Origin of the sequence: Myxococcus xanthus (genome assembly GCF_013116825.1) — a bacterium.
Lineage (GTDB): Bacteria > Myxococcota > Myxococcia > Myxococcales > Myxococcaceae > Myxococcus > Myxococcus xanthus_B.
This window is the reverse complement of the sequence record NZ_JABFNS010000313.1, coordinates 1-462: the sequence shown is the minus strand read 5'-3', so window position 1 is coordinate 462 and position 462 is coordinate 1. Positions and strand designations below refer to the sequence as shown.

Here is a 462-nt window from a genome sequence, read left to right as displayed (position 1 = left end):
ATAAGAGACAGCCGTAACCCCCCGTCCTGGAGCGGGGAGCCTTCTCCCCGCTCCACGGCCGGCGCTGCATCCCGTGCGCGTCAGCCCAGGCATCCGTCATCAGGCTGATGATTCCTGCTCCACCCCCCGCCGGACACAACCACGGCCACACCGGCACCGAGAATGGGGAATCAACGCACATCAACCTCCTGGCACGCACCAGGATGAGGGGGACAGAGCCATGGGCCGCATCACGAACAACACGACGAAGACGTCCAACAGCACCTCTACGCGGACGACCGGCACGCCGCCGCCACCTCCTCCGCCGAAGACGTCCTCTGCGCCGTCGACGTCGACTGGCATTCCGACGCCGCCGGATGCCTTCGTGTCCGGCACGCCCACCAACACCGTCCGCCCCCCGAGCCTCACGCCGCCGCCCCCGCCGCCCACGCTGGGCGGCGGGGGCGGCGGCGTGACTGTCTC

At 69.9% G+C, this 462-nt stretch carries 1 pseudogene; it reads left to right on the top strand.

Annotated features, from left to right (window positions below):
* Positions 1–220: 220 nt before the first annotated feature.
* A pseudogene (locus HNV26_RS38045) lies at positions 221–462 on the top strand (hypothetical protein); the annotation flags it as partial.